This window comes from Streptomyces sp. T028 (assembly GCF_048159505.1).
Lineage (GTDB): Bacteria > Actinomycetota > Actinomycetes > Streptomycetales > Streptomycetaceae > Streptomyces.
Window position 1 is genome coordinate 174433 of record NZ_JBLRVZ010000040.1, and the last position, 25956, is coordinate 200388.

General features: G+C 70.3%; 23 protein-coding genes and 1 tRNA gene. 14 read left to right on the forward strand and 10 right to left on the reverse strand.

The features are described from left to right. Positions 1–334 precede the first annotated feature (334 nt). From ACLZN2_RS35415 to ACLZN2_RS35440, 6 genes are all read left to right on the forward strand, one after another. Complete coding sequence (locus ACLZN2_RS35415) at positions 335–2809, forward strand: bifunctional SulP family inorganic anion transporter/carbonic anhydrase (protein WP_416983581.1); 2475 nt, start codon at positions 335–337, stop codon at positions 2807–2809. 176 nt (positions 2810–2985) lie between these two features. Next, positions 2986–4941 (forward strand): acetate--CoA ligase, encoded by a 1956-nt coding sequence (gene acs / locus ACLZN2_RS35420; protein WP_416983582.1) that lies wholly within the window; start codon positions 2986–2988, stop codon positions 4939–4941. Between the two features lie 211 nt (positions 4942–5152). Further along, positions 5153–6634: a Na+/H+ antiporter NhaA gene (gene nhaA / locus ACLZN2_RS35425; RefSeq protein WP_416983584.1), complete on the forward strand. Its 1482-nt coding sequence runs from the start codon at positions 5153–5155 to the stop codon at positions 6632–6634. A 132-nt stretch (positions 6635–6766) separates the two neighbouring features. Then, on the forward strand, positions 6767–7255 hold the full coding sequence (locus ACLZN2_RS35430) for a phage holin family protein (RefSeq protein WP_416983586.1): 489 nt from the start codon (positions 6767–6769) through the stop codon (positions 7253–7255). Beyond that, positions 7252–8202 (forward strand): alpha/beta fold hydrolase, encoded by a 951-nt coding sequence (locus ACLZN2_RS35435; protein ID WP_416983587.1) that lies wholly within the window; start codon positions 7252–7254, stop codon positions 8200–8202. Before ACLZN2_RS35430 ends, ACLZN2_RS35435 begins: the two co-directional genes overlap by 4 nt. Before the next feature lie 209 nt (positions 8203–8411). After that, positions 8412–8594, forward strand: a complete 183-nt coding sequence (locus ACLZN2_RS35440; RefSeq protein WP_416983588.1) for a hypothetical protein — start codon at positions 8412–8414, stop codon at positions 8592–8594. A gap of 74 nt (positions 8595–8668) precedes the next feature. On the opposite strand, the gene ACLZN2_RS35445 is transcribed toward ACLZN2_RS35440, so the two are convergent. From ACLZN2_RS35445 to nth, 3 genes are all read right to left on the reverse strand, one after another. Next, a complete protein-coding gene (locus ACLZN2_RS35445; protein ID WP_416983589.1) occupies positions 8669–9868 on the reverse strand; it encodes a MarP family serine protease in 1200 nt (399 codons plus the stop codon). A gap of 13 nt (positions 9869–9881) precedes the next feature. Continuing rightward, positions 9882–10544, reverse strand: a complete 663-nt coding sequence (locus ACLZN2_RS35450) for an NUDIX hydrolase (protein ID WP_416983607.1) — start codon at positions 10542–10544, stop codon at positions 9882–9884. A 229-nt stretch (positions 10545–10773) separates the two neighbouring features. After that, positions 10774–11685: an endonuclease III gene (nth, locus tag ACLZN2_RS35455; protein ID WP_416983590.1), complete on the reverse strand. Its 912-nt coding sequence runs from the start codon at positions 11683–11685 to the stop codon at positions 10774–10776. Between the two features lie 316 nt (positions 11686–12001). Here nth and ACLZN2_RS35460 point away from each other — a divergent pair, with 316 nt between their 5' ends. Together ACLZN2_RS35460 and ACLZN2_RS35465 are read left to right on the forward strand one after the other, a co-directional pair. Continuing rightward, entirely contained in the window at positions 12002–12676 is a 675-nt protein-coding gene (locus tag ACLZN2_RS35460; RefSeq protein ID WP_029382547.1) for a Crp/Fnr family transcriptional regulator, read from the forward strand. A 62-nt stretch (positions 12677–12738) separates the two neighbouring features. Then, a complete protein-coding gene (locus ACLZN2_RS35465; RefSeq protein WP_416983592.1) occupies positions 12739–13569 on the forward strand; it encodes a nucleotidyltransferase domain-containing protein in 831 nt (276 codons plus the stop codon). Positions 13570–13578: 9 nt separating this feature from the next. Here ACLZN2_RS35465 and ACLZN2_RS35470 read toward each other — a convergent pair whose 3' ends face one another. From ACLZN2_RS35470 to ACLZN2_RS35485, 4 genes are all read right to left on the reverse strand, one after another. Continuing rightward, a complete protein-coding gene (locus ACLZN2_RS35470) occupies positions 13579–14409 on the reverse strand; it encodes an MBL fold metallo-hydrolase (RefSeq protein ID WP_416983594.1) in 831 nt (276 codons plus the stop codon). After that, complete coding sequence (locus tag ACLZN2_RS35475; RefSeq protein WP_416983596.1) at positions 14406–15281, reverse strand: NUDIX hydrolase; 876 nt, start codon at positions 15279–15281, stop codon at positions 14406–14408. The genes ACLZN2_RS35470 and ACLZN2_RS35475 overlap by 4 nt, the downstream gene beginning before the upstream one ends. A gap of 138 nt (positions 15282–15419) precedes the next feature. Then, on the reverse strand, positions 15420–15884 hold the full coding sequence (locus ACLZN2_RS35480) for a RidA family protein (protein WP_416983597.1): 465 nt from the start codon (positions 15882–15884) through the stop codon (positions 15420–15422). Continuing rightward, positions 15881–16039 carry a DUF4177 domain-containing protein gene (locus ACLZN2_RS35485; protein WP_003967454.1) on the reverse strand — a complete coding sequence of 53 codons (159 nt, stop codon included), beginning with the start codon at positions 16037–16039 and terminating at the stop codon, positions 15881–15883. Before ACLZN2_RS35485 ends, ACLZN2_RS35480 begins: the two co-directional genes overlap by 4 nt. 66 nt (positions 16040–16105) lie before the next feature. On the opposite strand from ACLZN2_RS35485, the gene ACLZN2_RS35490 reads away from it, so the two are divergent. Together ACLZN2_RS35490 and ACLZN2_RS35495 are read left to right on the forward strand one after the other, a co-directional pair. After that, positions 16106–17170, forward strand: coding sequence for an ArsA-related P-loop ATPase (locus tag ACLZN2_RS35490; protein ID WP_416983598.1), 1065 nt, complete (start codon positions 16106–16108; stop codon positions 17168–17170). Positions 17171–17180: 10 nt separating this feature from the next. Further along, the gene (locus ACLZN2_RS35495) at positions 17181–18554 is read left to right on the forward strand and encodes an ArsA family ATPase (protein ID WP_416983599.1); all 1374 of its coding nucleotides are present in this window, start codon (positions 17181–17183) and stop codon (positions 18552–18554) included. Positions 18555–18720: 166 nt separating this feature from the next. On the opposite strand, the gene wblA is transcribed toward ACLZN2_RS35495, so the two are convergent. Beyond that, positions 18721–19059, reverse strand: coding sequence for a transcriptional regulator WblA (gene wblA, locus ACLZN2_RS35500; protein ID WP_208117087.1), 339 nt, complete (start codon positions 19057–19059; stop codon positions 18721–18723). 407 nt (positions 19060–19466) lie between these two features. Between wblA and ACLZN2_RS35505 the strand changes: the two genes are divergently transcribed. Then, complete coding sequence (locus ACLZN2_RS35505) at positions 19467–21737, forward strand: transglycosylase domain-containing protein (protein WP_416983600.1); 2271 nt, start codon at positions 19467–19469, stop codon at positions 21735–21737. A gap of 131 nt (positions 21738–21868) precedes the next feature. On the opposite strand, the gene ACLZN2_RS35510 is transcribed toward ACLZN2_RS35505, so the two are convergent. Next, positions 21869–22333 carry a GatB/YqeY domain-containing protein gene (locus ACLZN2_RS35510; protein ID WP_416983601.1) on the reverse strand — a complete coding sequence of 155 codons (465 nt, stop codon included), beginning with the start codon at positions 22331–22333 and terminating at the stop codon, positions 21869–21871. A 102-nt stretch (positions 22334–22435) separates the two neighbouring features. On the opposite strand from ACLZN2_RS35510, the gene ACLZN2_RS35515 reads away from it, so the two are divergent. The 3 genes from ACLZN2_RS35515 (at position 22436) to ACLZN2_RS35525 (ending at position 24366) form a co-directional block, all read left to right on the forward strand. After that, complete coding sequence (locus ACLZN2_RS35515; protein WP_416983602.1) at positions 22436–23362, forward strand: metallophosphoesterase; 927 nt, start codon at positions 22436–22438, stop codon at positions 23360–23362. Between the two features lie 100 nt (positions 23363–23462). Then, positions 23463–24251: a Pr6Pr family membrane protein gene (locus tag ACLZN2_RS35520; protein WP_416983603.1), complete on the forward strand. Its 789-nt coding sequence runs from the start codon at positions 23463–23465 to the stop codon at positions 24249–24251. 41 nt (positions 24252–24292) lie between these two features. Then, a tRNA-Pro gene (locus ACLZN2_RS35525) sits at positions 24293–24366 on the forward strand. A gap of 315 nt (positions 24367–24681) precedes the next feature. Here the strand turns inward: ACLZN2_RS35525 and ACLZN2_RS35530 are convergent. Continuing rightward, entirely contained in the window at positions 24682–25653 is a 972-nt protein-coding gene (locus ACLZN2_RS35530; RefSeq protein ID WP_416983604.1) for a GNAT family N-acetyltransferase, read from the reverse strand. Positions 25654–25956: the final 303 nt, after the last annotated feature.

Here is a 25956-nt window from a genome sequence, read left to right on the forward strand (position 1 = left end):
CGCCCACCTTCTTCCTTCTCTCGGCCCACGCCGACGAGGGCGTCCTGTCGGTGGCGTGCCGGGGCGAGCCGGCAGCGCGGTCAAGGTCGCACGGGACCGAGAAGGAATTAATACGACAAGCCGATAAAATGCCCACTTCACCCAAGAGAGTGATTCATTGCCCTATTTGCCGCATAAATTCATGCCTGGCCTTTACTCTGCATTACGATCGTTTTACCGAGCGTTGATTCTTCATCCCGCCGCTGTACGCCGTGACCCACGGCCGCGACCGCCCCCGCCATCGACGGGGGACCACCAGTCCCGCGACCGCGCTGCCCCGGAGGAGACGGGAAACATGTCAGCCTGCGTCCCCACCCGTACGTCCGACTCGTCGCGCACCCAGCGCGTCCACCCGCCCCACAGCCCCCCATCGGGCCCGCACCGCCGATTCCGCATCGCGGGCGCCGACGTGTCCGCCGCGATCGCGGTCTTCCTGATCGCCCTCCCCCTGTCGCTGGGCATCGCCCTGGCCACCGGATCCCCCCTCCAGGCCGGCCTCGTCGCCGCCGCCGTCGGCGGGATCGTCGCAGGCCGGGTCGGCGGCTCCCCGCTCCAGGTCAGCGGCCCCGCCGCCGGGCTCACCGTGGTCACCGCCGACCTGATCCAGCGCTACGGCTGGCGGACGACCTGTGCCATCACCGTCCTCGCCGGACTCGCCCAACTCGGCCTCGGCTGCCTGCGCGTGGCGCGCACCGCGCTCGCCGTCAGCCCCGCCATCGTGCACGGCATGCTCGCCGGCATCGGCGTCACCATCGCCGTCGCCCAACTGCACATCGTCCTCGGCGGCACCCCGCAGAGTTCCGTCCTGGACAACCTCCGCGCCCTGCCCACCCAACTGGCCGGACTGCAACCCGCCGCGGTCGCCGTGAGCACCCTGACCCTGAGCCTGCTGCTGCTCTGGCCCCGCATCCCCGGCCGACCGGGCCGACTGCTGCGCAAGGTGCCCGCCGCGCTCGTCGCCGTCGCCGGGGCCACGGCCGCCGCTTCCCTCGCCGGCCTCACCCTGCCCAAGGTCGACCTGCCCTCCTGGCGCAGCCACGCCCTGGCCGGGCTGCCCGAGGGTCCGGCGCTCGGCGTCGCCGCCGCCGTCCTCACCACCACCCTGGTGTGCAGCGTGCAGTCATTGCTCGGCGCGGTCGCCGTCGACAAGCTCATCGCCTCCCGCCAGGACCTCATCTCCTCCCCCACCGGCCGCGCGCCGCGCGTCGGCCGCTCCGACCTCGACCGCGAACTGCTCGGTCAGGGTGCCGCCAACATCGTTTCCGGCACGCTCGGCGGGCTGCCGGTCGCGGGGGTGGCCGTGCGTAGTTCGGCGAATGTCCAATCAGGAGCCGTGAGCCGGAACTCCACGGTGCTCCAAGGCGTTCTCGTAGTGATCGCCGCGCTGCTGATGGTCCCGATCCTGGAGCTCATCCCGCTCGCCTCGCTCGCCGCCCTGGTGATGGCCGTCGGCATCCAGATGGTGTCCCTGCACCACATCCGCACGGTGACCCGCCACCGAGAGGTGCTGGTGTACGCCGTCACCGCCCTCGGCGTGGTGTTCCTCGGCGTCCTGGAGGGCGTGACGCTGGGGATCGCGGTGGCCGTCGCCGTCGCCCTCAACCGTCTCACCCACACCCGCATCACCCACGACGAGCAGGAAGGAGTCCATCACGTCCATGTACGAGGCCAGTTGACGTTCCTCGCGGTGCCACGGCTCAGCCGGGCCCTGCACCTCGTGCCCCAGGGCACGCCTGTCGTGGTCGAGTTGGACGGCTCCTTCATGGACCACGCGGCCTACGAGGCCCTGCAGGACTGGCAGAAGACACACACCGCACAGGGCGGCACCGTCGAACTGGCCGGCCGCAGACTCGGCGCGGGAGCCGCGGCTCCGGCCCACGCCGGTACCAACACCGACTGCCGCTGCCGGCCCTGGACCCCCTGGCGCAACCACCAGTGCGAACTCCCGCGCTCCGCAGGCGCCAAGGGTTCCGAGGCACCGAACAAGCCGAACAAGCCGACGAACCCGAATGAGCCGAGCGAAACGGCCGGGTCGGCGGGAGCGAGGGCCGGCCGCCGGGGTTCCGACGGCGCTGGTCCGGACGCCCCCGACACCGACGCCCTCGACTCCGGCAGCCACCCACTGGTCCGCGGCATCAGCGCGTTCCAGCGGAACACCGCGCCGCTGGTGCGCGGGGAGCTGGCGCGGCTGGCCCGGGAGGGCCAGCAGCCGACGCAGCTGTTCCTCACCTGCGCCGACTCACGGCTGGTCACCTCGATGATCACCTCCAGTGGTCCGGGCGACCTGTTCGTGGTGCGGAACGTGGGCAACCTGGTGCCGCCGCCGGGTGAGGAGAGCGGGGACGACTCGGTGGGGGCGGCGATCGAGTACGCGGTGGACGTGCTGAGCGTGCGGTCCATCACCGTGTGCGGGCACTCCGGATGCGGGGCCATGCAGGCGCTGCTCGGCTCCGAACCCGGCGGTGAGGAGACCCCGTTGAAGCGGTGGCTGCGGCACGGGCTGCCGAGTCTGGAGCGGATGGCCGACAACAGCCGCCCCTGGGCCCGGCTGGCCGGGCGGGCGCCGGCGGACGCGGTCGAGCAGCTCTGTCTGACGAACGTGCTCCAGCAGTTGGATCATCTGCGGGCGCACGGGTCGGTGGCGCGCGCCCTGCGGGCCGGGACGCTGGAGCTGCACGGGCTGTACTTCCACGTCGGCGAGGCACAGACGTATCTGCTCACCGGGAGCGACGGGAGCGATTTGTTCGATCATGTGGGTCAAAGAGTGTGAAAGGCGTTACACCGGCTGAACTCCGTCCGGCCCCGGTCCGTGGGTACGGGTGACCCGGCGACACACCAAGACCCAACAGGTCTAAACCAATTTTCCGTCGGCCCTTGTCACCGGCCCCCCGGTTCTGATGAGCTGTGGCCTGGGACACAACGGACACCCTTCGAGAGGGAGATGTCGTGAGCAACGAGAGCCTGGCCAACCTGCTCAAGGAAGAGCGCAGGTTCGCGCCGCCCGCCGACCTGGCCGCGAACGCCAACGTCACGGCGGAGGCGTACGAACAGGCCAAGGCTGACAGGCTCGGCTTCTGGGCCGAGCAGGCCCGTCGGCTGACCTGGGCCAAGGAGCCGACACAGACGCTGGACTGGTCGAACCCGCCGTTCGCGAAGTGGTTCGAGGACGGCGAACTCAACGTCGCGTACAACTGCGTCGACCGGCATGTGGAGGCCGGACACGGCGACCGGGTCGCGATCCACTTCGAGGGTGAGCCGGGCGACAGCCGCGCCCTCACCTACGCCGAACTCAAGGACGAGGTGTCGAAGGCCGCCAACGCGCTGCTGGAGCTGGGCGTCCGCAAGGGCGACCGGGTCGCGGTCTACATGCCGATGATCCCGGAGACGGCGGTCGCGATGCTGGCGTGCGCCCGGATCGGCGCCGCGCACTCCGTCGTCTTCGGCGGGTTCAGCGCGGACGCGCTGGCGACCCGGATCCAGGACGCCGACGCCAAGGTCGTCATCACGGCCGACGGCGGGTACCGGCGCGGCAAGCCGTCCGCACTCAAGCCGGCCGTCGACGAGGCGATCGGCAAGGTCGACAACGTCGAGCATGTGCTGGTGGTCCGCCGTACCGGCCAGGAGGTCGCCTGGGCCGCCGGCCGGGACGTGTGGTGGGACGAGATCGTCGAGCGGCAGTCCGCCGAGCACACGCCCGAGGCGTTCGGCGCCGAGCAGCCGCTGTTCATCCTCTACACGTCCGGTACGACGGGCAAGCCGAAGGGCATCCTGCACACCTCCGGCGGCTACCTCACGCAGGCGGCGTACACGCACCACGCGGTCTTCGACCTCAAGCCGGAGACCGACGTGTTCTGGTGCACGGCCGACGTCGGCTGGGTCACCGGGCACTCGTACATCGTCTACGGGCCGCTGGCGAACGGCGCGACGCAGGTGATGTACGAGGGCACGCCGGACACCCCGCACCAGGGCCGCTTCTGGGAGATCGTGCAGAAGTACGGGGTGACGATCCTGTACACGGCGCCGACCGCGATCCGTACGTTCATGAAGTGGGGCGACGACATCCCCGCGAAGTTCGACCTGTCCTCCCTGCGCGTCCTCGGCTCGGTCGGTGAGCCCATCAACCCCGAGGCCTGGATCTGGTACCGCAAGCACATCGGTGCCGACCGGACGCCGATCGTGGACACCTGGTGGCAGACCGAGACCGGCGCGATGATGATCTCGCCGCTGCCAGGTGTCACCGAGACCAAGCCGGGCTCGGCCCAGCGACCGCTGCCGGGCATCTCCGCGACCGTCGTCGACGACGAGGCGGGCGAGGTGTCGAACGGCGGCGGTGGCTATCTGGTCCTGACCGAGCCGTGGCCGTCGATGCTGCGCACCATCTGGGGCGACGACCAGCGCTTCCTCGACACGTACTGGTCGCGGTTCGACGGCAAGTACTTCGCGGGCGACGGCGCGAAGAGGGACGACGACGGGGACATCTGGCTGCTGGGCCGGGTCGACGACGTCATGCTCGTCTCCGGGCACAACATCTCGACCACCGAGGTCGAGTCGGCGCTCGTGTCGCACCCGTCCGTCGCGGAGGCGGCGGTGGTCGGCGCGACCGACGAGACGACAGGGCAGGCGATCGTCGCGTTCGTCATCCTGCGCGGGACCGCGGCCGAATCCGAGGACCTGGTCACCGAGTTGCGCAACCACGTCGGCGCGACCCTCGGCCCGATCGCCAAGCCGAAGCGGATCCTGCCGGTGCAGGAGCTGCCGAAGACCCGTTCCGGCAAGATCATGCGCCGTCTGCTGCGGGACATCGCCGAGAACCGCCAGCTGGGCGACGTGACCACCCTGACCGACTCCACGGTCATGGACCTCATCCAGGCGAAGCTCCCGGCGGCGCCCAGCGAGGACTGAGGTACGGCTCCGAGCCGAGCACCCTCGGGGAACGGGCATCCGGCGACGCGAAGGACCGCGCCGGGTGCCCGTTTCGCACCTATCGTGGGGATCACCTGACCACAGGCCCCGACCGCACCCCATGCACCTTAGGTAAGCTAAACAAAACAGGTGCGCCGGGAAGTCTGGTCGGCATGCGTTCCGCCATGCCCACCGCCCGGAGGTCTCCACCGTGTCCGCGCCCCGCACCACCGCCCGCAAGGTCTTCGGACGGCTCTCCCTCCCCGAGCGGACCTACGTCACGGACGCGCTGCGGACCGAGACCGTCGGCGGTGTGCTGCTGCTCGTCGCGGCCGTGGCCGCACTGGTCTGGGCGAACGTCCCCGCGCTGCACGGCAGCTACGAGACCGTCAGCCATTTCCACCTGGGCCCCGAGGCCCTGGGACTGAACCTGTCGGTCGAGCACTGGGCGGCCGACGGCCTCCTCGCGGTCTTCTTCTTCGTCGCCGGCATCGAACTCAAGCGCGAACTGGTCGCCGGTGAACTGCGCGACCCCCGCGCCGCCGCGCTGCCCGTCGCTGCCGCGCTGTGCGGAATGGCCGTACCGGCGCTCGTCTACACCCTCACCAGCCTCACCGGAGGCGGCGACGAGGGCGGCTGGGCCGTGCCCACCGCCACCGACATCGCCTTCGCGCTCGCCGTGCTCGCCGTCATCGGTACGTCGCTGCCGAGCGCGCTGCGCGCCTTCCTGCTCACCCTCGCCGTCGTCGACGACCTGTTCGCGATCCTGATCATCGCGGTCTTCTTCACCGACACGATCCACTTCGCCGCGCTGGGCGGCGCGATCGTCGGCCTCGCCGTCTTCTGGGTACTGCTGCGCACGGGCGTACGCGGCTGGTACGTGTACGTGCCGCTCGCGCTGGTGGTCTGGGCGCTGATGTACAACAGCGGCGTCCACGCGACCATCGCCGGCGTCGCCATGGGCCTCATGCTGCGCTGCACCACCCGCGAGGGCGAGGAGCACTCCCCCGGCGAGCACATCGAGCACCTCGTACGTCCCCTCTCCGCGGGCCTCGCCGTGCCGCTGTTCGCGCTGTTCAGCGCGGGGGTGACGATCTCGGGCGGAGCGCTGGGCGAGGTGTTCACCAGGCCGGAGACGCTCGGCGTCGTCCTCGGGCTCGTCGTCGGCAAGACGGTCGGCATCTTCGGCGGGACCTGGCTGACCGCCCGCTTCACCCGGGCCTCCCTCAGCGAGGACCTGACCTGGGCGGACGTCTTCGCCGTCGCCACGCTCGCCGGCATCGGCTTCACGGTCTCCCTGCTCATCGGCGAACTGGCCTTCGAGGGCGACCGGACCCTGACCGACGAGGTCAAAGCGGCCGTGCTGACAGGCTCACTGATCGCGGCGACGCTCGCGACCGTCCTGCTGAAGCTGCGCAACGCCCGCTACCGCCGGATCTACGAGGCCGAGGAGCGCGACGAGGACAGCGACGGCATCCCGGACGTCTACGAGCAGGACGACCCGGCGTACCACCTGCGGATGGCCGAGATCCACGACCGCAAGGCGGCCGAGCACCGCCGTGTCGCCGCGGAGATCGCCCGCGAGAGGAGCGAGGAAGGCGGCGAGCAGACGGCCGTGGAGTCGGGTCCCGCGCCCCGCATGGCCGCCGAAGTACCGGGCGGGGCGGGCGAGGACGGCGACGGTCCGGCATGATCTGACGGGACGGTACAAACGAAGTCGGACACGCCGGTCGGACACGCCATCCGACAGACCAGTCGGACGAACCAGTCGGACGAACCAGTCAGACGGACCAGCAACACAGAGCAGCAGAAGAGGGAGACCGCGATGAGCGCACCCGACGGCAGCCCGGTCGGCGCCGAAGCCAGCATCGGCCAGCTGTTCGCCTCGGCGACGACCGAGATGTCGGCGCTGGTGCACGACGAGATCGCGCTGGCGAAGGCGCAGCTCAAGCAGGACGTCAAGCGCGGCGCGGCGAGCGGCGGGGCGTTCACGGTGGCCGGCGCGGTCCTGGTGTTCTCCCTGCCGATGCTGAACTTCGCGCTGGCGTACGGCATTCGGACCTGGAGCGACTGGAATCTCGCGATCTGCTTCCTGCTGTCCTTCGCGGCGAACGTGCTCGTCGCGCTCGTCCTGGTGCTGATCGGCGTGGCCTTCGCGAAGAAGGCCAAGAAGAGCCAGGGCCCGCAGAAGGTGGCCGCCTCGATGAAGGAGAGCGCGGGCGTCCTGCAGAACGCCAAGCCGCACCCGCGGCCGGAGCTGTCGCAGGACCGGGTCCCGGAGGCCATCGAGGCTGTGGCACGCTCGACGTCATGACGGACCCCGCCACCCCTTCGGCGCAACCCACCTCGGTCGTACGGCCGGACTACGCCGACGGCACCAAGGTGACCCATCGCGAGGTGGCCGCGAACGGCGCCCGCTTCCACATCGCGGAGGCCGGCGACGGGCCGCTGGTCATGCTGGTCCACGGCTTCCCGCAGTTCTGGTGGACCTGGCGGCACCAGCTCGGCGCGCTCGCCGACGCGGGCTTCCGGGCCGTCGCCATGGACCTGCGGGGCGTGGGCGGCAGCGACCGTACGCCCCGGGGCTACGACCCGGCCAACCTCGCCCTCGACATCACCGGCGTGATCCGCTCCCTCGGCGAGCCGGACGCCGCGCTCGTCGGCCATGATCTGGGCGGCTATCTGGCGTGGACGGCGGCCGTGATGCGCCCCAAGCTGGTCCGGCGGCTCGCGGTGGCCTCGATGCCGCACCCGAGGCGCTGGCGTTCGGCGATGCTCGCCGACGTCCGGCAGTCGACCGCGAGCTCCCACATCTGGGGGTTCCAGCGCCCGTGGATCCCCGAGCGGCAGCTCACCGCCGACGACGGGGAACTGGTGGCCCGGCTGATCCGGGAGTGGTCCGGGCCGCGGCCGCCGGAGGACGAGACGCTGGAGACGTACCGGCGCGCGATGTGCATCCCCTCCACCGCGCACTGCTCGGTCGAGCCGTACCGGTGGCTGGTGCGCTCGATGGCCCGGCCGGACGGTGTCCAGTTCTACCGGCGCATGAAGCGGCCCGTGCGCGTCCCCACGCTCCACCTGCACGGGTCCCTCGACCCGGTGATGCGCACCCGCAGCGCGGCGGGATCCGGCGAGTACGTCGAGGCGCCGTACCGCTGGCGGCTGTTCGACGGGCTGGGCCACTTCCCGCACGAGGAGGATCCGGTCGCTTTCTCCACCGAACTGGTCAATTGGCTGAAGGACCCCGAACCCGATCGGTGACCGGTCGATCGCACCCGGTGCCCGGGCCTGCGGGCTGCGCGAAGCGCCGTACGAGCGCGATACGGAGCGGCGTACGGTGTGCCGTCGGCGTGCCGTGCGGAACGACGCATGAAACGCCTGTACGACAAGCGGCCAATTGCCCGACGCATAGGCCAATTGGCAGGCCTCGGGGCGGTTATCGACCTTGGGGCGGGGGCAGACGTCGGGGTATGGGCTGGACGCACGACTACAGTGACGCAGCACGCAACCGCCGCTCGGCCGCTGGCCTGAGCCCCCACCAACGAGGCAGCGACCCGCAGCTGACGGGCTCCGACCTCCGGGTGGGCATTCCGCGCATCCTGCGCCGCCGGGCCCGCTGGGTCTCGGTACGCCTGCGTCACCCGCGAGGCTGACGCCCACGACCGTGTCGCCCGGCCGGACTCCCGCGCCCGCCCCCTCCTGAAGGGCTCCCGCCCCGTTTGAGGCCCTAGAGGGCGCAGCTGTCGCTGTCCACCTGCTGTCCGGCGCTGCGTCCGTCGAGGATGTCCTGCTGGATCTCGTCGGCGGTGAGCGCGTACCCGGTGGAGGCGTCGTCGAGCGACTTCGCGAAGACCACGCCGTACACCCGGCCGTCGGGGGTGAGCAGCGGGCCGCCGGAGTTGCCCTGGCGGACGGTCGTGTAGAGCGAGTACACATCACGGCGCACGGTGCCGCGGTGGTAGATGTCCGGGCCGTTGGCCTTGATGCGGCCGCGCACGCGCGCGGCACGGACGTCGTACGCCCCGTTCTCCGGGAAGCCGGCGACGATCGCGTCGGCGCCGGTGGTCGCGTCGTCGGTGGTGAACTTCAGCACGGGCGCGTCAAGGTCCGGTACGTCGAGCACGGCGATGTCGCGCTTCCAGTCGTACAGCACGACCGTCGCGTCGTACTTGCGGCCCTCACCGCCGATCTCCACGGTCGGCTCGTCGACGCCGCCCACGACATGCGCGTTGGTCATGACGCGGCGCTCGCCGAAGACGAAGCCGGTGCCCTCCAGGACCTTGCCGCAGCTCTCGGCGGTGCCCATCACCTTGACGATGGAGCGCTGCGCGCGCGTGGCGACGGGGCTGCCCGCCAGGGCCGGGTCGGGCGGCTGGACGTCGGTGATCGGCTCGTTGGCGAACGGGCTGAAGACCTCCGGGAAGCCGTTCTGCGTGAGGACGTTGGAGAAGTTGGCGAACCAGGTGTCGGCCTGGTCGGGCAGTGCCCGGGACACCCCGTGAAGAACCGTGGAGCTACGGACCTCCTTGCCGAGGGTGGGCAGTGTGGTGCCGGCCAGGGCCGAGCCGATCAGCCAGGCCACCAGCAGCATCGCGACGACGTTCACCAGGGCGCCGCCCGTGGCGTCCAGGGCGCGGGCCGGGGACCAGGTGATGTACCGGCGCAGTTTGTTGCCGAGATGGGTGGTCAGGGCCTGTCCGACCGAGGCGCAGACGATCACGACGACCACGGCGACGACGGCGGCCGTGGTGCTGACCTCGGCGTTGTCGGTGAGCCAGTCCCAGATCAGCGGCAGCAGGTAGACGGCGACCAGGCCGCCGCCCAGGAAGCCGATCACCGACAGGATGCCGACGACGAAGCCCTGGCGGAAGCCGACCACCGCGAACCAGACGGCCGCGACCAGCAACAAGATGTCCAGCACGTTCACGGGGTTCACCCTGTCATGACCGCCAGTCGAGCGGGACCTGCTTCTCCCTGTCCCAGGGCCGCTCCCAGCCCGCGAAGTGGAGCAGTCGGTCGATGATCCCGGCCGTGAAGCCCCAGACGAGGGCCGATTCGACCAGGAATGCCGGACCTCGGTGGCCGCTCGGGTGGACGGTGGTCGCGCGGTTGGCCGGGTCCGTGAGATCGGCCACGGGGACCGTGAAGACCCTGGCCGTCTCGTTCGGGTCGACGACCCCCACCGGGCTCGGCTCGCGCCACCAGCCCAGGACGGGCGACACGACGAAACCGCTGACCGGGATGTACAGCCTGGGCAGGACACCGAAGAGCTGGACGCCCGAGGGGTCGAGTCCGGTCTCCTCCTCGGCCTCGCGCAGCGCGGCCCGCAGGGGTCCGTCGCCCTGCGGATCGCCGTCCTCGGGATCGAGGGCGCCGCCGGGGAAGGAGGGCTGTCCCGCGTGCGAGCGCAGGGAGCCGGCCCGCTCCATCAGCAGCAGCTCGGGGCCCCGCTCGCCCTCGCCGAACAGGACGAGGACCGCCGACGGTCGTCCCGCGCCGTCCTCCGGCGGCAGGAAGCGGCTGAGCTGGCGCGGCTGGACCGTCTCCACGGCATGCACGACCGGGTCCAGCCAGCCGGGCAGCCCCTGCTTGCGCAGCGGCACCGCGGTGCCGGGGGTGCCGCCCGCCCTGGCACCTGCCACATCCCCGGCCGCATCCCGGGCCGTACCCCCAGCCGCGTCACTCGCCGTGTCGCTGTCGCTAGCTGTGCCACTCGCCCGTGCCATCACCGCACCACCCCCCGTTCTGCCGGGTCCAACGCGCGAGGACCCGTAGATCGTTCCGCCGGACGGGCCTCGGTCGCCCGTCGGCCGTGCCTGCGTCGCCGCCCGCTCATCCGGCCCCGGTCCCCAGCGGCGGAGCCGGCCGGCCGCCCGCGTCGAGGTAGGCCTGCGGCGGGTTCAGCCGCTGGCCGGGGAAGCCGCCCTTCTCGTATTTCAGGAGCTTCTTCGCCTTCTCGGGGTCCGTCTCGCCCTCGCCGTACGCCGGGCAGAGCGGGGCGATGGGGCAGGCGCCGCAGGCGGGCTTGCGGGCGTGGCAGATGCGGCGGCCGTGCCAGATGACGTGATGGGAGAGGTCCGTCCAGTCGCTCTTCGGGAACAGCGCGCCGATCGCCGCCTCGATCCTGTCGGGGTCGGTCTCCTCGGTCCACTGCCAGCGCCGTACGAGCCGCTGGAAGTGGGTGTCCACGGTGATGCCCGGGCGCCCGAAGGCGTTGCCCAGGACGACGAAGGCGGTCTTGCGGCCCACGCCGGGCAGCTTGACCAGGTCCTCCAGACGGCCGGGGACCTCGCCGTCGAACTGCTCCACCAGGCCCTTGGAGAGTCCTATGACCGATCTGGTCTTGGCGCGGAAGAACCCGCAGGGGCGGAGGATCTCCTCGACCTCCTCCGGGTTGGCCGCGGCCAGGTCCTCGGGGGTGGGGTACTTGGCGAAGAGGCCGGGGGTCGTCTGGTTGACCCTGAGGTCGGTGGTCTGGGCGGACAGGACCGTGGCGACCAGGAGCTGGAAGGGGTTCACGAAGTCCAGCTCGGGGTGGGCGTAGGGGTAGACCTCGGCGAGCTCGCGGTTGATACGGCGGGCACGGCGGACGAGCGCGGTCCGCGACTCGGGCTTCCCGGCCGGGGTAACGGGCTTCCCGGCCGCGGCAGCCGCTTTCCCGGCTGCGGCAGCCGCTTTCCCTACCGTCACGGGTTTCACAGCCGGCTTTGCGGCCGATTTGCGAGCAGTGGCCTTTTTTGCCATTTCTTCCGTTTTCCTACCCTCGCCGGACTCTTGTTCGCCCACAGCGGAATCGCGACGTACAACCACCCGCCCAGCCCCCTTGGCCTGTGCTCTCACCGGCGTTTTGGACACCCGGCCAGCCTAAAGCCCGGCACCGACATCCGCCCCGGACCCCGAAGATCGGCCCCCAATTGGACCCCTGCCGCTTACCTCGGGACATGTGTGCGGCATCCTTGTGACAGATCACACTGTTTGGACCGTCCGGCAAAATGGGGAACCAGGTCCCCTGGTAAGCGGGGGACAAGATCCCCTGAGCAGGTCGACAAGGAGAGAACTCGTGGACGACGTTCTGCGGCGCAACCCGCTCTTCGCGGCTCTCGACGACGAGCAGGCCGCGGAGCTGCGCGCCTCCATGAGTGAGGTGACGCTCGCCCGTGGCGACTCCCTGTTCCACGAGGGCGACCCGGGCGACCGGCTGTATGTCGTCACCGAGGGCAAGGTCAAGCTCCACCGCACGTCCCCCGACGGCCGCGAGAACATGCTGGCCGTGGTCGGCCCCGGTGAGCTGATCGGCGAGCTGTCGCTCTTCGACCCGGGCCCGCGTACGGCGACGGCGACCGCCCTCACCGAGGTCAAGCTGCTCGGCCTCGGCCACGGCGACCTCCAGCCCTGGCTGAACGCACGCCCCGAGGTGGCCGCCGCGCTGCTGCGCGCCGTCGCCCGGCGTCTGCGCAAGACCAACGACGCCATGTCCGACCTGGTCTTCTCGGACGTCCCCGGCCGCGTGGCGCGCGCCCTGCTGGACCTCTCCCGCCGCTTCGGCGTGCAGTCCGAGGAGGGCATCCACGTCGTCCACGACCTCACGCAGGAGGAGCTGGCCCAGCTCGTCGGCGCCTCGCGCGAGACGGTCAACAAGGCGCTCGCCGACTTCGCCCAGCGCGGGTGGCTGCGCCTGGAGGCGCGGGCGGTCATCCTGCTGGACGTGGAGCGGCTCGCCAAGCGGTCGCGGTAAGGGCAGCGGGAGCGGGCAACGGGGGCTGCCGCCCCCAACCCCGCTCCGGGCACAGTGGCCCCATGGCTGAAACGGTTCCCCCGCGAGGGCTCGACCCTCAGGGCTACATCGCCCGTGAGGGCTCCCTCGCGCGCGTGCCACAGGACTTCCGGCCGGTCGTCGCGGCCGCCCGGGACGGGATCCTCGATCTCTTCGGCACGCGGCTGCACAGCGCGTACCTCTATGGGTCGATTCCGCGCGGCACCGCGCGCGTGGGGCGCAGCGATCTGGACGTGCTGGTCGTCCTGTACGACGAGCCGACCGAGGCCGACCGGTCCGGCGGGCAGGGGCTGCTCGAGGCCCTCGACCAGGGGTTCCCACAGATCGACGGCGGTGGAGTGCTGCTCTCCGATCGCACACGCGTTCTGAGCGACCTGGAGCGGTACGACCTGGGGTTCTTCGTCGCCTGTCTGTGCACCCCGCTCCTCGGCGAGGACCTCGCCGAGTACCTGCCCCGCTACCGCCCCGACTCGCTCCTCGCGCGCGAGACGAACGGCGACCTGGCCCTGGTGCTGCCTCGCTGGCGTGCGCGGATCGCGGAGACGGCCGATACGGAGGAGGCCCTTCGGCCCCTTGTCCGAGTCATGTCACGCCGCCTCGTGCGCACCGCGTTCACCCTGGTCATGCCCCGCTGGAACGGCTGGACCAGCGATCTGCACGAAATGGCCGAGGCGTTCGCGATCCACTACCCCGAGCGGGCCGGCCAGGTGCGCGCGGCGGCGACCCACGGCTACGAGCCGACGGGGGACGCGGCCGTCCTCACGTCGTACGTCGACGACCTCGGCCCGTGGCTCGCGGCCGAGTACGCGCGCGTGCACGGCGTCAAAGCCCCCAGACCCGAGGACGGTGCATAGCGCCAGGCCCTAGATGAGCCCGTGCTCCTCCAGGTACTCCATCTGCGCCCGTACGGAGAGTTCCGCCGCCGGCCACAGGGAGCGGTCGACGTCGGCGTACACGTGGGTGACGACGTCGGCGGCGGTGCGGAAGCCGTCCTCGACGGCCGTCTCGACCTGGGCGAGGCGGTGGGCGCGGTGGGCGAGGTAGAACTCGACGGCGCCCTGGGCGTCCTCCAGGACGGGGCCGTGGCCCGGCAGGACCGTGTGGACGCCGTCGTCGACCGTGAGGGACCTCAGGCGCCGCAGGGAGTCCAGATAGTCGCCCAGACGACCGTCGGGGTGCGCCACGACCGTCGTGCCGCGGCCCAGGATCGTGTCGCCGGTCAGGACGGCCCCGTCGGCCGGGAGGTGGAAGCAGAGCGAGTCGGCGGTGTGGCCGGGCGTCGGCACCACCCGCAGCTCCAGGCCGTCCAGCGTGATCACGTCACCGGCGCCCAGTCCCTCGTCGCCCAGCCTCAGCGCCGGATCCAGGGCACGCACGCGCGTGCCGGTCAGTTCGGCGAAGCGGACGGCGCCCTCGGCGTGGTCCGGGTGGCCGTGGGTCAGCAGGGTCAGGGCGACGCGCTTGCCGGCCTGCTCGGCGGTGTCGACGACGGCCCGCAGATGGCCGTCGTCCAGCGGGCCCGGGTCGATCACGACCGCCAGCTCGGAGCCGGGTTCGGAGACGATCCAGGTGTTGGTGCCGTCCAGGGTCATCGCGGAGGCGTTGGGCGCGAGGACGTTGACCGCGCGCGGGGTGGCCGGTCCGGTCAGGACGCCGCCGCGGGGCTGGCCGGGGAGGGCTGCTGCGTCGGTCATGCGGGGCCTCCACCGGCGGCGATCGGGATGTGCTTGGTGAACTCGCCGTGGCCCGGCCAGGTCAGGACGATCTCGTCGTCCGTGAGACGGGCCTCGGCCAGGACGGGGGTCAGATCGCGGCCGGGGGCGGCGGCGAGCGCCTCGGCGGCGGTGGCGTACGGGGTCAGCTGACGCAGGGTCGCGATCGTGGGCGGCATCATCATCAGCTCGCCCTTGTCGTACCCGGAGGCGGCCTCCCGCGGGCGGATCCACACCGTGCGGTCCGCCTCCGTGGAGGCGTTGCGGGTGCGCTGGCCCTCGGGAAGGGCGGCCACGAAGAACCAGGTGTCGTAGCGGCGGGACTCGAACTCCGGGGTGATCCAGCGGGTCCAGGCGCCGAGCAGGTCGGAGCGCAGGACCAGCCCGCGGCGGTCCAGGAACTCCGCGAAGGACAGCTCACGGGCGGCCACGGCCGCGCGGTCCGCCTCCCAGTCGGCGCCGGTCGTGTCGCCGACGACCGCATCGGGGTCCGGCCCCGCGAGCAGGACGCCTGCCTCCTCGTACGTCTCCCGTACGGCCGCGCAGACGATCGCCTGCGCCACCGCCTCGTCGACGCCGAGCCGCTCGGCCCACCACGCGCGCGTGGGGCCCGCCCAGCGCACCGGGCGCTCGTCGTCGCGCGGGTCGACCCCGCCGCCGGGGTAGGCGTACGCGCCTCCGGCGAAGGCCATGGAGGCGCGTCTGCGCAGCATGTGGACGAAGGTGCCGGCCGGACCGTCCTTCACGAGCATGACGGTGGCCGCGCGCCTGGGCGTGACGGGCGTGAGCGTCCCGTCCGCCAGCGCGCGGATGCGTTCCGGCCAGTCCGAGGGAAACCACTGCCCATTCGCCATGGGCGCGAGGCTATCTCCTGGTGGGTGAATGTTCGAGAGGTGCCCGAGGTCAGGGCACCCCCGACTGCTCCCGCACGGGGTGACGGCGGCCCATTGACGACCGTGCCGGTCGTGACGGCTGTGACGGCTGTGACGGCCCTACGGAACGAGCTCGACCTGGATCTCGACCTCGACCGGGGAGTCCAGCGGCAGCACCGCGACACCGACCGCGCTGCGCGCGTGCACGCCCTTGTCGCCGAGGACCTCGCCGAGCAGCTCGCTCGCGCCGTTGAGGACAGCGGGCTGGCCGGTGAAGTCGGAAGCCGAGGCCACGAAGCCGACGACCTTCACCACACGCGCGATGCGGTCCAGATCGCCCGCGACCGACTTCACGGCGGCCAGGGCGTTCAGTGCGCACGTGCGGGCCAGCTCCTTGGCCTCCTCGGGGGTGACCTCGGCGCCGACCTTGCCGGTGACCGGCAGCTTGCCGTCCACCATGGGCAGCTGGCCGGAGGTGAACACGTACGGCCCCGACTGCACGGCGGGCTGGTAGGCCGCGAGGGGCGGCACCACGGCCGGCAGGGTCAGGCCCAGCTCGGCGAGGCGAGCCTCGACCGCGCTCACGCCTTCTCTCGCTTCAGGTAGGCCACCAGCTGCTCGGGGTTGTTCGGCCCGGGCACGACCTGGACGAGCTCCCAGCCGTCCTCGCCCCAGGTGTCCAGAATCTGCTTCGTGGCATGGACGAGCAGCGGCACGGTTGCGTATTCCCACTTGGTCATGGGGCGACTGTATCCGCTGTCGTCCGGGGGGCTCCCGCACAGGCCAGGTGGCCGGTTCCCGTCCGGTTGTCCACAGGCCATGTGGCCGATACCGCTCCCCGTTGTCCACAGCCTCCCGATTGGCTCGGGCACGGACTGGTTACGCTCGAAGACGTGAGCAGGCTCCAGGTCGTCAGCGGCAAGGGCGGGACCGGAAAGACGACGGTCGCCGCCGCCCTCGCGCTGGCCCTCGCCACGGCAGGGAAGCGGACGCTTCTCGTCGAGGTGGAGGGCCGGCAGGGCATCGCGCAGCTCTTCGAGACGGAGGCGTTGCCCTATGAGGAACGCAAGATCGCCGTCGCGCCGGGCGGTGGTGAGGTGTACGCCCTCGCCATCGATCCCGAACTGGCCCTTCTGGACTACCTCCAGATGTTCTACAAACTGGGGGGCGCCGGACGGGCCCTGAAGAAGCTGGGCGCCATCGACTTCGCCACCACCATCGCACCCGGTCTGAGGGACGTCCTCCTCACCGGCAAAGCGTGCGAGGCGGTCCGGCGCAAGGACAAGAGCGGACGGTTCGTCTACGACTACGTCGTCATGGACGCCCCGCCCACGGGTCGGGTCACCCGCTTCCTGAACGTCAACGACGAGGTCGCGGGACTGGCCAAGATCGGCCCGATACACAATCAGGCGCAGGCCGTGATGCGGGTGCTGAAGTCGCCGGAGACGGCCGTGCACCTGGTGACGCTGCTCGAGGAGATGCCGGTCCAGGAGACCGCGGACGGCATCGCGGAACTGCGGGCGGCGAAGCTGCCGGTGGGCCGGGTCATCGTCAACATGGTGCGGCCCGAGGTGTTGGACGCGGAAGGGCTGGAACTCGGACGAACCGTGACACGTTCCTCCATTGCGCGGTCACTGTCCGCGGCCGGGCTGGGCGGGGCACGGCGCGGCGGACACGCCGAGCGCCTGGTGGACCCGCTCCTGCAGCAGGCCGAGGAGTACGCCGAGCGGCACGCGCTGGAGCAGGAGCAGCGCGCGGTCCTGGGCGAGCTGGGCCTGCCGCTGCACGAACTGCCGCTGCTCGCCGAGGGAATGGACCTGGCGGGCCTGTACGAACTCGCCACCGAGCTGCGCGAGCAGCAGATCGCATGAGAGGGACCGTATGAGTCGGGACCAGGGCCAGGCGCAGCACCGGCTCTCCCCCGCGCCCGTGCTCGATCTCGACCCGCTGCTGGACGACCCGGCGACCCGGATCGTGGTGTGCTGCGGTTCGGGCGGGGTCGGCAAGACGACGACGGCGGCGGCGCTGGGCCTCAGGGCGGCCGAGCGGGGCCGCAAGGTGGTGGTGCTCACCATCGACCCGGCGCGCCGGCTCGCCCAGTCCATGGGCATCGACTCGCTCGACAACACTCCACGCCGGGTCAAGGGCGTGGAGGGCGACGGCGAGTTGCACGCGATGATGCTCGACATGAAGCGCACGTTCGACGAGATCGTCGAGGCGCACGCGGATCCGGAGCGGGCGGCCGCGATCCTGTCGAACCCCTTCTACCAGTCGCTCTCCGCCGGTTTCGCCGGCACGCAGGAGTACATGGCGATGGAGAAGCTGGGGCAGTTGCGCGCCCGGGACGAGTGGGACCTGATCGTCGTCGACACGCCCCCGTCCCGCTCCGCGCTGGACTTCCTGGACGCGCCGAAGCGGCTCGGTTCGTTCCTCGACGGCAAGCTGATCCGTGTGCTGCTGGCGCCGGCGAAGGTCGGCGGCCGGGCGGGGATGATGTTTCTGAACGTCGGGATGTCGATGATGACCGGCGCGCTAGGCAAGCTGCTGGGCGGGCAGTTGCTGAAGGACGTGCAGACGTTCGTGGCGGCGATGGACTCGATGTTCGGCGGGTTCCGTACGCGCGCGGACGCCACGTACAAGCTGCTCCAGGCGCCCGGGACGGCGTTCCTGGTGGTGGCGGCCCCCGAGCGGGACGCGCTGCGGGAGGCCGCGTACTTCGTGGAGCGGCTGGCCGCCGAGCGCATGCCGCTGGCCGGTCTGGTGCTCAACCGGGTCCATGGCAGCGGCGCGGCCCAGCTGTCCGCCGAGCGGGCACTGGCGGCCGCGGAGAACCTCGACCTGGCCGACGTCGGCGGCGACGCGAGCGCCGACGGCCCCTCTGGCACCGCTGCCGATTCCCCCGCGGCGGAAAATCTTGAAGAGCCCCGCATTGTGGATCAGGACGGCGGGAAAGCTGGTCTTCGTAACTCTCCCGACACGTACGGCAGTTCAGAACCTCCAGCAACCGAACCCGGGTCCGGCTCCCCCAGCGCCGATCAGCTGACCGCAGGCCTGCTACGGCTGCACGCCGAGCGGATGCATCTGCTCTCCCGGGAGCAGCGCACGCGTGACCGCTTCACCGCGCTCCACCCGGAGGTGGCGGTGGCCGAAGTGGCGGCGCTGCCCGGCGACGTACACGACCTCGCGGGACTGCGGGACATCGGCAGTCGGCTCGCGGCCAATCGACCGGAGTTGCCCGAGACTGCCGACAACTGACCAGCACTCGCCGACCGAGCGAGCGACTCGAGCCGAACGGTCCTCTGAACGGCAGCGCCCCCTGAACCGCGGGCGGTTCACCCGGGTGCCGGTCCCCTGTGTGGAGACGGTCCCCGAAGTCGCGTGGGCCCTCTGAGCGGTGAGGGGTCCGAGCGGAAGGGTCTCCTCAGCTCACCGCCGCGTAGTTCTCGTACATCTCGTCGTCGTCGAGCGACACGATGCCCGCGCCGCGCTCGTACTCAGAGCGTGCGGTCTCCAGCAGCCGGCGCCACGAGGTGACGGTCGGCCGCCTGCGCAGCAGGGCGCGGCGCTCGCGCTCCGTCATGCCTCCCCACACGCCGAACTCGACGCGGTTGTCGAGCGCGTCGGCCAGACATTCGGTGCGTACCGGGCATCCGGTGCACACCGCCTTGGCCCTGTTCTGCGCTGCTCCCTGAACGAACAGTTCATCCGGATCGGTAGTGCGGCAGGCGGCCTGCGCACTCCAGTCGGTAACCCAGCCCATACCGGCGCCGTCCTCTCCCGAATCGAGGCTCCCCCACGGCGGCAGCGGCATATTCACCGCCGCCAGTTGAGGACGTTACGGAAGGTGGGCACAGCGCAACACCCCCTTCGGGCCCAATCTTGAATGGCCCGAACGGACTATGGGTAAGCGGCAGATCACCCGGGGGAGTGAGCCTGCGACATACATGAGTTTCCCGGCAAACGGGACAGTTCTCCTGGGTCACAACGGGCGCCGGATGACACACAAGGCGGATTCGGGCACGCCCCCACCAAAAAAGTTGGGGAACCTCCGGAACGATTCGGGGTCGCCGGACGTATTGATACGTGGCCCTACTGCTGTGACAGTTGAGAGCAGCTTAGGCCAAGGCATATACGCGTGTCCGGCGAATGAGAACGTAGGCTGCCCTCATGCCAAACAAGCGCTCGGGCGGTGGTCTGTCCGCCACGCAGCAGGCCGCCAAGTTCCTCGGTGTCAGTGTGCTCTCCGGAGCCGTGCTGGCGGGCATCGCGCTGCCCGCGTTCGGCGCGCTGGGCCTGGCAGCCAAGGGGTCGGTCGAGTCGTTCGACGAACTCCCGGCCAACCTGAAGACACCGCCGCTGAGCCAGCGCACCACGATCCTGGACGCCAAGGGCTCCCAGATCGCCACGGTCTACTCCCGTGACCGCACGGTGGTCGACCTCAAGGACATCTCGCCGTACATGCAGAAGGCGATCGTCGCGATCGAGGACTCACGCTTCTACCAGCACGGCGCGATCGACCTGAAGGGCGTCCTGCGCGCGCTCAACAAGAACGTGCAGAGCAGCGGGGTCGCCGAGGGCGCCTCGACGCTCACCCAGCAGTACGTGAAGAACGTCTTCATCGAGGAGGCCGGCGACGACCCGACGAAGGTCGCGCAGGCCACCCAGCAGACCATCGGCCGCAAGATCAAGGAGCTGAAGTACGCGATCCAGGTGGAGGAGGAGCTCGGCAAGAAGAAGATCCTCGAGAACTACCTGAACATCACGTTCTTCGGCGAGCAGGCCTACGGCGTCGAGGCGGCCTCCCAGCGCTACTTCTCCACGCACGCCAAGGACCTCACCCTCCCCCAGGCGGCCCTGCTGGCCGGCATCGTCCAGTCCCCGAGCCGCTACGACCCGGTCAACGACGAGACCGAGGCCACCAAGCGCCGTAACACCGTCCTGCAGCGCATGGCCGAGGTCGGCGACATCTCGGAGGCCGAGGCCGCCAAGGCGCAGAAGGCCCCGCTGGGCCTGAAGGTCACCCAACCGAAGAACGGCTGCATCACCGCCGTCCGGGGCGCCAGCTTCTTCTGCAAGTACGTCGAGCGGGTCTTCCTTAGCGACCCGGTCTTCGGCAAGACGAAGGAGGCGCGGGCCAAGCTCTGGAACCAGGGCGGTCTGACGATCCGGACCACGCTCGACCCGCAGGCCCAGAAGTCCGTGCAGGACAGCCTGAAGGACCACGTCTACAAGTCGGACAAGGTCGCCGCCGCCGCCACGCTCGTCGAGCCCGGCACCGGCAAGATCCTCGGAATGGGCCAGTCCAAGCCGTACGGCTACGGCAAGAACGAGACCGAGTACAACTACTCGGTGAACGCCTCCATGGGCGGCTCGAACTTCGGCTTCCCGACGGGTTCGACGTTCAAGCCGTTCGTGGCCGCGGCCGCGATCGAGGAGGGCCGCCCGGCCAACCAGACGTACGCGGCGCCGTACGAGATGCAGTACCCGGCCACGGTCCAGACCTGCAGCGGCAAGCCCTGGCAGAACGACGGCAACTACAAGCTGGAGAACGAGAGCGAGTCCGAGAAGGGCCCGTACGACCTGCAGACCGCCATGGCGAAGTCGGTCAACACCTACTTCGTGCAGATGCTCGAGGACATCGGCATGTGCCCCGTGGTGAAGATGACCGACTCGCTCGGCGTGGTCCAGGGCAACGGCGACAAGGTCCCCGAGGTGCCGTCCTCGATGACCCTCGGTTCGACCGGTCTCTCCCCTCTCACCATGGCGAGCGCGTACGCGGCCTTCGCCAGCCGGGGCATGTACTGCACCCCGGTCGCCATCGAGTCGATCACGCAGACCGCCAACGGCAAGAAGAAGTCGCTGGAGGTCCCGAAGTCGACCTGCTCGCGGGCGATGAGCGAGAAGACCGCGGACACCATCAACACCCTGCTCAGCGGCGTGATCGACTCCGGTACGGGCCAGCAGGCCGGCCTCTCCGGCCGCGCCAACGCCGGTAAGACCGGTACGACGGACTCCCGCAAGAACGCCTGGTTCGTCGGCTACACCCCGAACCTCTCGGGCGCGGTCTGGGTCGGCAGCGCCACCCAGAAGGTCCAGATGACCAACATCTACATCGGCGGCGTCTACCACTCCCAGGTCTACGGCGGTGACACCCCCGGCCCGATCTGGCGCGACGCGATGAACGGCGCCCTGGAGGGCAAGGACGCCCCGAACTTCAACCTCGTCTACATCCCGAGCAGCAACAAGGACCGGGACGACGACAACGACGACGGGGACGACAACAACAACGGGAACGACGACGGCTTCATCGGCGGCCTCACCGACGGCGGCACGTCCGACGGCGGCTCCTCCTCGACCGGCGGCGACACCTCGACGAACTTCGGCAACCTGTTCCAGGGGAACAGCAACGGAAACGGGAACGGGGGCGGCCGGGGCTGAGCGCGGGCTCCACACACAAGGGACGGCCCCTGCTTCTCGTACCGCAATGTGCGGGGTACGAGAAGCAGGGGCCGTTTCGTTCGTACGACGCCCTGGGGCGGCCTTGGGGGCTGGGCTCAGCGGGACCGGGCTCAGCCGGCGAGCAGCTTCTTCACGAGCGCGGCGACGCGGCCGCCCTCCGCCAGTCCCGCCACCTTCGGGTTCACGATCTTCATGACGGCGCCCATGGCCCGCGGCCCCTCGGCGCCCGCCGCCTTCGCCTCCTCGACGGCCTGGGCGACGATGTCGTTCAGCTCCTCGTCGCTGAGCTGCTTCGGCAGGTACTCGGCGAGCACCTCGCCCTCCGCCTTCTCCCGCTCGGCGGACTCGGCGCGACCACCCTGCGCGAAGGCCTCGGCCGCCTCGCGGCGCTTCTTCGCCTCACGGGTGATCACCTTCTGCACCTCGTCGTCGGAGAGCTCGCGCTTCTCCTTGCCCGCGACCTCCTCCTTGGTGATCGCGGCGAGCGTCAGCCGGAGCGTCGAGGAGCGGAGCTCGTCGCGCCCCTTGATCGCGGCGTTGAGGTCTTCCTGCAGCTTCGACTTGAGCGTGGTCATGTGTGTGATTGTCGCAGGTGCGGCAGGCCCGACGCCCGTCATTTCAGGGGCGACGCCCGACGGGATGTCAGCCGGGCCCAACGGGTCTGACACGATGGAGGCATGCGCGCGCGATACGGAGTACCTCTGTCCATCGCGGCGGCTGGCGCCGCCGGTCTGGTGTACGCGGCGGGTTTCGAAGCCCGCTCCTTCCGCCTCCGAAGGGTGACGGTCCCCGTCCTCCCCTCCGGAATGCGCCCCCTGCGCGTGCTGCAGGTCTCCGACATCCACATGGTCGGCGGCCAGCGCAAGAAGCAGCGCTGGCTGCGCTCGCTGGCCGGCCTGCGCCCCGACTTCGTGATCAACACGGGCGACAACCTCTCCGACACGGAGGGCATCCCGGAGACCCTGGACGCCCTCGGCCCCCTGATGGAGTTCCCGGGCGCGTACGTCTTCGGCTCGAACGACTACTACGGCCCCATGCCGCGCAACCCCGCCCGCTACCTGCTGGAGAAGGTCCAGGGCCGCCACGGCCTGAACGGCAACGCGCCCGCCGTCAACGTCATCCACAACCCGTGGGAGGACCTGCGGGACGGTTTCGACGGAGCGGGCTGGCTGAACCTGACGAACACGCGCGGCATCCTCAAGATCGACGGCATGTCGATCGAGCTGACCGGCCTGGACGACCCGCACATCAAGCGGGACCGGTACGCCCAGGTGGCCGGCGGCCCCTCGGCCTCCGCCGACTTCTCGATGGGCGTGGTGCACGCGCCGTATCTCCGCGTCCTCGACGCGTACACGGCGGACGACTACCCCCTGATCCTCGCCGGCCACACCCATGGCGGCCAGCTCTGCATCCCCTTCTACGGCGCCCTCGTCACCAACTGCGACCTCGACGCGGACCGGGTGAAGGGCCTGTCCACGCACACGGCGGAGGGACGGACGTCCTACCTGCACGTATCAGCGGGCTGCGGGACGAACCGCTACACCCCGGTGAGGTTCGCCTGCCCGCCGGAGGTGACGTTGCTGACGTTGGTGGGGAGGGAGTAGAGAAAAGGGAGTGAAAGATGGGGGAAAGATCCCGGAGAAAGATCCCCCATCCGGCCCACCCGTATCGCCCACTTCGTCACCATTTGCCTAGTTTGATGGCATGACCGCGCCGATACCCAGGGACATCCCGGACCTGCCCGCGATTCCGCGGACCCACGCGCTCCTGTCCTCCTCCGTCCCCGCCTCCGCGGTGGTACCGCCCGTACGCCGCCGCCTGGCAGCCGCCTTCCGCCTGCTACTGGCCGGCACGGCAGCCGCCGGCGTGATCCTCGCGCTGCTGGCGAACGGCGACCCCCTCCGGACGCTGAGCCACTTCTCCCTCCAGAGCAACGCGCTGCTGGCCCTGGTCGCCCTGGCCTCGGCCCGCCGCGCCTGGTCGGCCCGCGCCCCTCTCCCCTCCGCCCTGACCGGCGCAGCGCTGCTCTACATCACGATCACCGGCCTGGTGTACCACCTGCTCCTGGCGGACACGGCACCCCCGTTCTCGGTGACGGACACGACAACCGCCCCGACCGGCTGGGCATGGCCGGCCAACCTCCTCCTCCACACGGTCACCCCGGCGGCCGCCGTCCTCGACTGGCTGCTCCTGACCCCACCGGCCCGCCTCCGTCTGCGCCAGGCGGTGACATGGATGCTCTACCCCACGGCCTACCTGCTCTTCTCCCTGCTCCGAGCCCAGCTGATCACCCCCGGCACCCCGGCCCGCTACCTCTACCCCTTCCTCGATGCCGAGGCCCACGGCTTCAGGCACACCCTGGCCAACGCCCTCCTCCTCGGCCTCGCCTTCTACGCCCTCGCGGTCCTCCTCGTGGCCCTCGACCACGTCCGCCCCAACCCGATCCGCCACCGCGCCAAAACCGGATTTCGTCTCCAGCCACCAGTGGGCTAAAGTAAACGACGTCGCCGCGACAAGCAGGACAGCAGCGACATCGGGGTGTAGCGCAGCTTGGCAGCGCGCTTCGTTCGGGACGAAGAGGTCGTGGGTTCAAATCCCGCCACCCCGACACAGGTCAGAGGCCCATTCACGTGATCGTGAATGGGCCTCTGTCGTGCGTACGGCAGCGGAGTACAGCAACCGCCATGACCCTTGCCGGCGGTCCTTGTCCGACGGCTCTTCCGCCCCCTTTGCTGCTTGCGCTTCCCCTTCTTTTCCTTCTTCTGCGTCCAGGGCGGCCAGGAGCGACGCGCAGGTGCCGTAGCAAGTGGTGAAGACCAGGTCTGGTTCCGCCCAGAGGTCCTTTGCCCGCTCCTTCGCGGCTTGCTGTTCACGGCTTCTGACAGCACCGGGCCTTGCTACCCAGCCGAGCGCGGCGGTGGTCTCAGCGCCAGTCGTCGATCACATACGCGTCGGGGTGGCTGTACCCGGGTTCGTTGGGCCTGTGCATGGTCACGCCCTGCAACCAGGTGCGGAAACCGCGGTCGATCATGCGCCGGTAGGCATCCGGGCGGCCCAGGTTCATGCCGGCGTCCAGTTGCCCCAGCCCGCGCTCGGCCGCCAGCAGCTCGCACGCGTCGAGCAGTCGCTCGAACCGGTCGGCGGCCTCCGGACCAGGACGTACGGCGCCGAATTTGACGAAGCACACGTCCGCGCCAGCCTCCGACCCGGCTCCGCGGTGGCAGACGGCCAGGCCATCGAGCTCGGAGGCAGCGCCATGGAGCAGGATGGTGTCACCGAGTCCCTGCGCATGCGCGGCCACGATCTCGCGTTCCAGGCTCAGACCCTCATACACGGCTTCGGTCAGCGCGCGACAGAGACTCAGCGCGTCAGGCCGCTCGGCAGCGGCCAGTTCGCCATAGAGCACCCGGCCGGGGACTGCGGCACCGTCTGTGACCTGCTTCTTCATGATGGCTGTGAGGAATCGAGGCCAGAAACCGTACCGGCGGTAGAGCTCAAGATGCTTGGGACTGTGCGCGAAGGTGAACAGGCCGAGGTGGCGGTTCCCCCAGGCGTCGAAGCAGTCGATGACCGGCTCCATCAGACGCCTGCCGATGCCCTTGTCCCACAGATCCGGACGCACTGTCAGCGGTCCGAAAAACCCGACGCTGCCCCAGTTGGAGGCGAAGTTCGATCCGACTACTTCGCCCTCGACCGTCGCCGCGAATGCCGCCCGCGGATCGGCCGCCCAACGCGTACGGACATAGTCGACGGTCCCGAAAGGATCAGGGGCACCCAGGAACGTGCCGAAAGCGACCCTGCAGATCTCATCAGCCCGATCCAGGTCCGCCTCACCCAGCGGGCGGACTGATACCGGGGCCGCGCCGCTCTTGCGCTCCGCTGCTGGTGGGGTCATCGCTCTTTCCCTCCGACACCCCTTTCCATCGCACCACGGAGGTGCGCTGCAGGCGAGGCGAGCGGTCCGGCGACCGCCAGCGATCACCATGCCCGCCTGGATCGCCCTCTCCGACTCCATAGGGTGTAGCCACCACACAACGTGATGACCTATAAGCGGGCCCGGGTCGACGGGTGCGTGCATTCTCGTGCACAGCGCGCTCTCTTGCCCTGAGAGGGCGGTATGTGACGTAGTGCCGCGTTTGTTGTCGCTGGAACGTGTGGCACAGGCGTATCGGGGCTGATCGGGGAGTCCTGCCGTGCT

Excerpts from the sequence above, each read along its gene's own strand:
- ACLZN2_RS35495 (WP_416983599.1), top strand. The coding sequence starts at position 17,181 with ATGAGTCGGGACCAGGGCCAGGCGCAGCACCGGCTCTCCCCCGCGCCC.
- ACLZN2_RS35505 (WP_416983600.1), top strand. The coding sequence starts at position 19,467 with ATGCCAAACAAGCGCTCGGGCGGTGGTCTGTCCGCCACGCAGCAGGCC.
- ACLZN2_RS35520 (WP_416983603.1), top strand. The coding sequence starts at position 23,463 with ATGACCGCGCCGATACCCAGGGACATCCCGGACCTGCCCGCGATTCCG.
- ACLZN2_RS35510 (WP_416983601.1), bottom strand. The coding sequence starts at position 22,333 with ATGACCACGCTCAAGTCGAAGCTGCAGGAAGACCTCAACGCCGCGATC.
- ACLZN2_RS35475 (WP_416983596.1), bottom strand. The coding sequence starts at position 15,281 with ATGGCGAATGGGCAGTGGTTTCCCTCGGACTGGCCGGAACGCATCCGC.
- ACLZN2_RS35465 (WP_416983592.1), top strand. The coding sequence starts at position 12,739 with ATGGCTGAAACGGTTCCCCCGCGAGGGCTCGACCCTCAGGGCTACATC.
- nth (WP_416983590.1), bottom strand. The coding sequence starts at position 11,685 with ATGGCAAAAAAGGCCACTGCTCGCAAATCGGCCGCAAAGCCGGCTGTG.
- ACLZN2_RS35440 (WP_416983588.1), top strand. The coding sequence starts at position 8,412 with ATGGGCTGGACGCACGACTACAGTGACGCAGCACGCAACCGCCGCTCG.
- ACLZN2_RS35515 (WP_416983602.1), top strand. The coding sequence starts at position 22,436 with ATGCGCGCGCGATACGGAGTACCTCTGTCCATCGCGGCGGCTGGCGCC.
- ACLZN2_RS35470 (WP_416983594.1), bottom strand. The coding sequence starts at position 14,409 with ATGACCGACGCAGCAGCCCTCCCCGGCCAGCCCCGCGGCGGCGTCCTG.
- wblA (WP_208117087.1), bottom strand. The coding sequence starts at position 19,059 with ATGGGCTGGGTTACCGACTGGAGTGCGCAGGCCGCCTGCCGCACTACC.
- ACLZN2_RS35435 (WP_416983587.1), top strand. The coding sequence starts at position 7,252 with ATGACGGACCCCGCCACCCCTTCGGCGCAACCCACCTCGGTCGTACGG.
- ACLZN2_RS35415 (WP_416983581.1), top strand. The coding sequence starts at position 335 with ATGTCAGCCTGCGTCCCCACCCGTACGTCCGACTCGTCGCGCACCCAG.
- ACLZN2_RS35430 (WP_416983586.1), top strand. The coding sequence starts at position 6,767 with ATGAGCGCACCCGACGGCAGCCCGGTCGGCGCCGAAGCCAGCATCGGC.
- ACLZN2_RS35485 (WP_003967454.1), bottom strand. The coding sequence starts at position 16,039 with ATGACCAAGTGGGAATACGCAACCGTGCCGCTGCTCGTCCATGCCACG.
- ACLZN2_RS35530 (WP_416983604.1), bottom strand. The coding sequence starts at position 25,653 with ATGACCCCACCAGCAGCGGAGCGCAAGAGCGGCGCGGCCCCGGTATCA.